The organism is Bradyrhizobium sp. 215_C5_N1_1 (genome assembly GCF_052075935.1).
Lineage (GTDB): Bacteria > Pseudomonadota > Alphaproteobacteria > Rhizobiales > Xanthobacteraceae > Bradyrhizobium > Bradyrhizobium barranii.
Genome location: NZ_CP197228.1, coordinates 7926006 through 7932500, shown reverse-complemented (window position 1 = coordinate 7932500; position 6495 = coordinate 7926006). Strand labels below are relative to the sequence as shown.

The 6495-nt window shown below is 62.3% G+C and carries 6 protein-coding genes (1 of these 6 cut by a window edge); 1 reads left to right on the top strand and 5 read right to left on the bottom strand.

Annotated elements, in window-relative coordinates:
* Window positions 1-1016 carry the 5' portion of a TRAP transporter substrate-binding protein gene (locus AB7G19_RS37990; RefSeq protein WP_063985767.1) on the bottom strand. 76 nt of this gene lie to the left of the window's left edge, so only the first 1016 of its 1092 coding nucleotides appear in the window; the start codon lies at window positions 1014-1016; its stop codon lies beyond the left edge, outside the window.
* A gap of 330 nt (window positions 1017-1346) precedes the next feature.
* Window positions 1347-2438, bottom strand: a complete 1092-nt coding sequence (locus AB7G19_RS37985) for a TRAP transporter substrate-binding protein (RefSeq protein ID WP_063986726.1) — start codon at window positions 2436-2438, stop codon at window positions 1347-1349.
* Between the two features lie 292 nt (window positions 2439-2730).
* On the opposite strand from AB7G19_RS37985, the gene AB7G19_RS37980 reads away from it, so the two are divergent.
* Window positions 2731-3816 carry an SDR family oxidoreductase gene (locus AB7G19_RS37980; RefSeq protein WP_135214783.1) on the top strand — a complete coding sequence of 362 codons (1086 nt, stop codon included), beginning with the start codon at window positions 2731-2733 and terminating at the stop codon, window positions 3814-3816.
* Window positions 3817-4019: 203 nt separating this feature from the next.
* Here the strand turns inward: AB7G19_RS37980 and AB7G19_RS37975 are convergent, their stop codons facing one another.
* From AB7G19_RS37975 to AB7G19_RS37965, 3 genes are all read right to left on the bottom strand, one after another.
* Complete coding sequence (locus AB7G19_RS37975; protein ID WP_085401950.1) at window positions 4020-4397, bottom strand: hypothetical protein; 378 nt, start codon at window positions 4395-4397, stop codon at window positions 4020-4022.
* Between the two features lie 75 nt (window positions 4398-4472).
* On the bottom strand, window positions 4473-4748 hold the full coding sequence (locus AB7G19_RS37970) for a hypothetical protein (RefSeq protein WP_071909357.1): 276 nt from the start codon (window positions 4746-4748) through the stop codon (window positions 4473-4475).
* 355 nt (window positions 4749-5103) lie between these two features.
* On the bottom strand, window positions 5104-6411 hold the full coding sequence (locus tag AB7G19_RS37965; protein ID WP_085401951.1) for an NAD(P)H-dependent oxidoreductase: 1308 nt from the start codon (window positions 6409-6411) through the stop codon (window positions 5104-5106).
* Between the last annotated feature and the right edge of the window lie 84 nt (window positions 6412-6495).

Sequence of the window (6495 nt, the reverse complement as noted above, 5' to 3'; positions counted from 1 at the left end):
TTCCTGAACGCCGACAGGCTCGTGTACATCTTGTTGAAGTGCGGATTGGTCTTGCTGAGATCGGCGTAGATCTCGTTGGCGGCGTTGTAGCAGGCCTCCAGGACTTCCTGCGGGAACGGCTTCAGGACCGCACCGGCCACCAGCAGGCGCTTCAACGCAGACGGGTTGACGTAGTCGTATTTGCCGGTGACCCAGGTGAAGGTATCGCGTGACGCCATCTCGACCACGGCCTGATAGTGCTTCGGCAGCGCGTTCCACTTGTCGCGATTTATGACGTTGTGGCCCTGGCCGGTGCCTTCCCACCAGCCCGGATAATAATAGTATTTCGCGACCTTCACGAAGCCGAGCTTCTCGTCGTCATAGGGCCCGACCCATTCGGCGGCGTCGATCGTGCCCTTCTCCAGCGCCGGATAGATGTCGCCGCCCGCGATCTGCTGCGGCACGCCGCCGACCTTGGCGATGATCGTGCCGGCGAAGCCGCCGACGCGGAATTTCAGTCCCCTGAAATCCTCCATCGACTTGATCTCCTTCCGGAACCAGCCGCCCATCTGGGCGCCGGTCGAGCCGGTGGGAATGCCGACCGTGTTGTATTCCTTCAGCAGGTCGTTGAGCATTTCCGTGCCGCCGCCGAACAGCAGCCAGGAGATATGCGCCCGCGTGTTCAGTCCGAACGGCAGCGAGGTGCCGAACGTGAAGGCGGGGTTCTTGCCCCAGTAATAATACAGCGCCGTGTTGCCCATCTCGACCGTGCCGTTCGAGACGGCATCGAGCACCTGCAGGCCCGGCACGATCTCGCCGGACGCGAACGGCTGGATCTGGAATTTGTTGTCGGTGGCCTCGGCCACGCGCTTGCAGAAATATTCGCAGCCGCCGTAGAGCGTATCGAGCGCCTTGGGCCAGCTCGCGGCGAGCCGCCATCTCACTTCCGGCGAAGATTGCGCGATGGCCGGCGCAGCAACCGCTGTGCTTGCCGCCAGGCCAGCGCCTGTCACTTTCAGAAATTCACGACGTTTCATGCGTATCCCTCCGTTGTGCCGATTGCTCGACTAAGGGAACGATCTTCGTGTCGTCTTTTGCTTCGCCGAGAACCGAACTTGTCTTTGGTGATGGTGTGAGCGTGTCCGACGGCCCTTCAGGGCTCTTTGTGGATCCCGTACGTTGCGGTTCCCGCCATCAGGATGACTGGTCGCTTCGCGATAATCAAGCGGCGTCGGGACGCTCGCAGTTGCGAAGCCGATTGGGACAACCAGGTTTGGTCCGAAACCAGAACCAAAGCACGTAAAACCCCGGAGATGGCAGCATCTCCGGGGCTTCTCCGTCTTTAGTCGTGTGAGCCGCTCAGCGCCTCACGTCTTGGTCCGCATCCGCGCCATGAAGCTGTCGTAGCTCAGCTCGGCCACCTGCGTCCAAGGTAACGAGTCATTTTTGAACGCGGTCATGCTCGCATGCATCTTGCCGAAATGCGGATTGGTCTTGGACAGGTCCGCATAGATCTCGTTGGCGGTGTTGTAGCAGGCCTCGAGCACCTCCTGCGGGAAGCCCCTGAGGATCGCACCGTTCACGATCAGCCGCTTCAGCGCCGGAGCATTCACCGCATCGTACTTGCCGGTGATCCAGGTGAAGGTGTCGCGTGACGCCGCGTCGATCGCCGCCTGGTAGTGCTTGGGCAGCGCGTTCCACTTCTCGATGTTCATGATGTTGTGGCCCTGGCTCGTGCCTTCCCACCAGCCGGGATAGTAGTAGTACTTCGCGACCTTGGCGAAGCCGAGCTTCTCGTCGTCATAGGGACCGACCCATTCGGCCGCGTCGATGGTGCCCTTCTCCAGCGCCGGATAGATGTCGCCGCCGGCGAGCTGCTGCGGCACGCAGCCGAGCTTGGCGAGGATCGTGCCGGCAAAGCCGCCGATACGCATCTTCAGGCCCTTGAGGTCGTCGACCGTCTTGATCTCCTTCCTGAACCAGCCGCCCATCTGCGCGCCGGTCGATCCGGTCGGGATGCCGTAGACGTTGTGCTCCTTCAGGAGGTCGTTGACGAGATCCTGTCCGCCGCCCCACAGCAACCAGGAAATCTGCTGGCGCGTGTTCAATCCGAACGGAAGGGCGGTTGCGAACGTGAATGCGGGGTTCTTGCCCCAATAGTAATAAAGCGCGGTATTGCCGATCTCGACCGTGCCGTTCGACACGGCGTCGAGCACCTGCAGGCCCGGGACGATCTCGCCCGCCGCAAAAGGCTGGATCTGGAATTTGTTGTCGGTAATGTCGGCGACCTGCTTGCAGAAATATTCGCAGCCGCCATAGAGCGTATCGAGGGCTTTCGGCCAGCTCGTGGCGTAGCGCCACCTGACCTCGGGCGACGACTGCGCGATCGCGGGCGCAGCCACTGCTGTGCTCGCGGCCAGGCCGACGCCTGTCACCTTCAGAAAATCACGACGTTTCATGCGCATCCCTTCCATTGCGTCGATGCATCGACCAGGGAACGATCTTGCTGTCGTCTTGTCTTCGTCGAGGATCGACGTTCTCTTGTTAAGATTTGTTTGAGCGTTTCCGAATGGCCCTGATGGGCTCTTGTTGCTGGAAGCCGAGCGTTGCGGTTCCGTCAGCAAGGATGACCGGACGCCCTGCGATAATCAAGCCTGATGCCTTCCTCGCAAGTGCGAACGCGGGCCAGACGCAAGTCGGAACCATCAGCGATCTGCTACGCGATTAGGCAACAACAAGGGAGGCTCGCGCATGACGGGCAAAAAGGTCGTGGTCGCTGGGGCAACCGGTCTCGTCGGCAACGCCGCGTTGCGACACTTCGGCACATCCGAGCCTTCAGAAGTTGTGGCGCTGTCGCGACGCAAGCCGCGCCACCTCTACGGCGCCCGCCACGTCCCGATCGACCTTACTAGCGAAGCCGATTGCCGCCGTGCCGCGGCCGAGCTTCAGGGCGCCACCCATCTGATCTACGCCGCGCTCTACGAGGCGCCACAGCTCGTCGATGGTTGGCGCGATCCGCAGCAGATCAAGACCAATGATCTGATGCTGCGCAATTTGATGGCCGCGCTCGAGCCGGTCGCGCCGGACCTCAAGCATGTCGCTCTGTTGCAGGGCACCAAGGCTTACGGGGTTCACGTTCGCCCCCTGACGGTGCCGGCGCGCGAAGGCCGCTCCGAGATGTACGAGCAGCCCAATTTTTATTGGGCGCAGGAAAATTTCCTGCGCGAGCTCCAGGCCGGGAAAGCCTGGCACTGGAGCATCTTGCGCCCCGTTCTCATCGTCGGCCTCGCCATGGGGGGCGCCATGGATCTGATCCCGCCGCTCGGCGTCTATGCCGCGATGCTGCGCGAGCAGGGCAGGCCGCTCGACTTTCCCGGCGGCGCCGCGCGGGTGGCGCAGGCCGTCGACGTCGATCTCCTCGCGCGCGCGATCGCCTGGTCGGGCGAGGCCAACGCGGCACAGAACGAAGCCTTCAACGTCACCAATGGCGATGTCTTCACCTGGGAAAACATCTGGCCCGCGGTGGCCGACGCGCTGGAGATGAAGCCCGGCAAGCCGATCCCGCTATCGCTCGCCAAGGAGTTTCCCAATTGGGTCTCTTCTTGGGACGCGTTGCGACGCAAGCACGGCCTCGTGTCGCCGGACCTCGCCGACTTCGTCGGCCTGTCGTTCCAATACGCCGATTACAGCATGCGCTACGGCCAGACCGAGTCCGGTCCGCCCTCGATCGTCTCGACCGTGAAGATCAACCGCGCCGGCTTCACCGAGATGATGGACACCGAGGACATGTTCCGGAAGTGGTTCAAGCAAGCCAAAGATAGCCGGCTGCTTCCATAGAGATCGTTACCACGAAGGCCCGCCGCCCGCTCGAAGCACTGGTGACGGTACGCGACCTCGATCCGGAGATCGGGGTCGTTCGTACACCCAGTAGTGCACCCACCGCGCGATCTGGATGCTGATTTCGGCGAGAGCCACAAGCCAGCACAAAACAGGCGGCCCCTTTGGGGCCGCCTGAGCTGTTTAACGTCAGAGCAGATGACCTACTGGCAGAGATGCTGGAGGCCGTCGCTACCCTTGAAATAGGTGCCGGGCCGGCAGACGATGCCGTTGCGGGCAGCATACGTACTCCAGCTGCCGTTCCAGCCCATCTCGCCGTACGACATGCCGGGCGACATGGCGTAGGAATTGCCCCAGCTGCCGACAGTCGCGTCCGCCGCTGCCGGCTGGCGATATGCCGTTCGCCGAGTTGATGGCCGAACCCGATAGTCGGGGGTGGTCCCCGTTCCAAGACCCGTGCAGCTGGCGAATTCAGCTTGGCATGCGTCCGGATTGGAGTTGTACCACTGCGCCTGTACAGCAGAGCTGGACAGGGCAGATGCCACAACAACGACCGCACCAAGAATTTTCAGATTTATCATGGATTGCTCCTTACGGTTGGACCGTGGTGCAAGATGCCACGTGTGTCAGTACCCGTTTTTTTTGCGCGCAAAACATCAAATCGACGTGACACGTTGGGCGAGCACGAACAGAACGAGCATCCCGGTGTCATCCTTCGCGACCATCCTGACACTGCTCGGCCCGGCCATTGGCTTCTCGGGGCTATCAATCGCTGTGACCAGCGCAAGAATTTCGAGGAGGCCGAAGCCAAGGCCATCGTGGTCGAATAGGACGCAACCTGCTGCGATCATGAGTCCGCATACGGTTGGACATGGCGCGGGCTGCGGCCGATGCCGGCTTTTGATCGAGAAGCCGAACTCATGGTTCAACATTCACCGCTTTGGCATAGCTACACTTCATCTATAATTCTCTCCCGTGGATCAGTTACAGGAGGCAAGAATGAAGCGATCAATTGCCTTGTCAGCGTCGCTAATTATTGGCTTCTCAGTTGGAAGCAATGCAGGCGCGAGTGCTGCAACTTACTGCCGACACGTTGGCTATCCCGCCAATTGTGTCGTTCGGACCGGCGTCATAGTCGCGCCAACCCGTGATATTCGCGGAATGCCACCATCAATTGATGCCGGCCCGAGCGGCGTTATAAGGCAGGACTTGTTCGCAAGGAATAATCCGAACAATTTGCGATCGGATTGGCCCAGTCCACCCGCTCAACCGGGGCAGTTCTAGCCGCTATTTCGCGAATGCCGTCTCCATTACCTTTCGCGTCTTGATCGTCTCGTTGTTGGCGTCGAACTCGACGTCGCTCCAGCGCACGATCTCGCCATGGGCGACGTCGTGCTTCAGCTTGAGGCGATGCGCGAGCCCGATCGGCAGCGCGCCGGCCTGCAGGCTCGCGGCCGCCGGCACCAGCTTGCCCCACACGGTGTAGCCGCCTTCGCCGTCCAGCATCTCGCCGGCGCGCAGATTGCGCTTGGCCACGGCGGCAACGTCGCCGCGGAAGCCATAGGGCTGGCCGGTCGGCTCGCCCCGCAGCGCCGCCGACAGGATCGAGATGTTCAGCTCGAGCCCGATCAGATGGTACGGCTTGTACATCGCCGCGAAGCGTCCGCTGCCGTCGGTCTTCAGGCCGTATTGCCTGAAGCAATCGGCGGCATAATCGTTCGGCGCCTCCAGCACGACATAGACGCCCCAGCGCAGATCGCGAAACACCGGCCGGCCGTCGCGTTCGAGCGAGGAGACGACTTCCACCACGCCCGACCGCTCCAGCACGCCGCCCTTGTCGCTGGGACGCATGACGTGTGGCAAATCGTCGACGCCGCAGGGTGGAAACAGCAAACCGTTCGCGGGTACGTCGAGCGCACAGGCATTGGCGATCGCGGCCATCTCGATCGCGGATTTGGTGCCGTCGAGGAAGGAGTTGAACATCTGCGGATTCATGCCGGCCGACTGTGCCTCGCCCGCGGTGAGACCATAGTGCTGCCAGACGCCGTCAGGTGTCACGTCGTGATAGGCCGGCAGATATTTTGTCCCTTTGCCGGCTGCGACCACGCGAAAACCGGTGGCGCGCGCCCAGTCGACCATCTCGGCGGTCAGCGCCGGCTGGTCGCCATAAGCGAGCGAATAGACCACGCCCGCCTTCCGTGCTTCCTCGGCGAGCAGCGGGCCCGCCAGCACGTCGGCCTCGACATTGACCATCACGATATGCTTGCCCGCCGCGATCGCAGCGCGCGCGTGCTTGATGCCGACGGCCGGATTGCCGGTCGCTTCAACGACAACATCCATCGCGCCGCCCGCAATGGCGCGTGCGCCGTCGTCGGTAAACACAGTGGCCGCGATGCGCTCCGCATCCCAGCCCACGGTGCGGCAGGCTTCGCGCGCACGGTCGCGATCGATATCGACGATGATGGGCACCTCCAACCCCGGCGTGTGCGGCACCTGCGCCAGAAACATCGAGCCGAACTTGCCGGCACCGATCAGCGCGACACGGACAGGCTTGCCGGCGGACGCGCGGGCCTGGAGGAGGCGGAAGAGGTTCATGGGGGATGTCCTGAGCGCAACAATCAAAGCTCGTCATTCCGGGGCGACGCGCAGCGTCGAGCCCGGAATCCATAACCACGATCG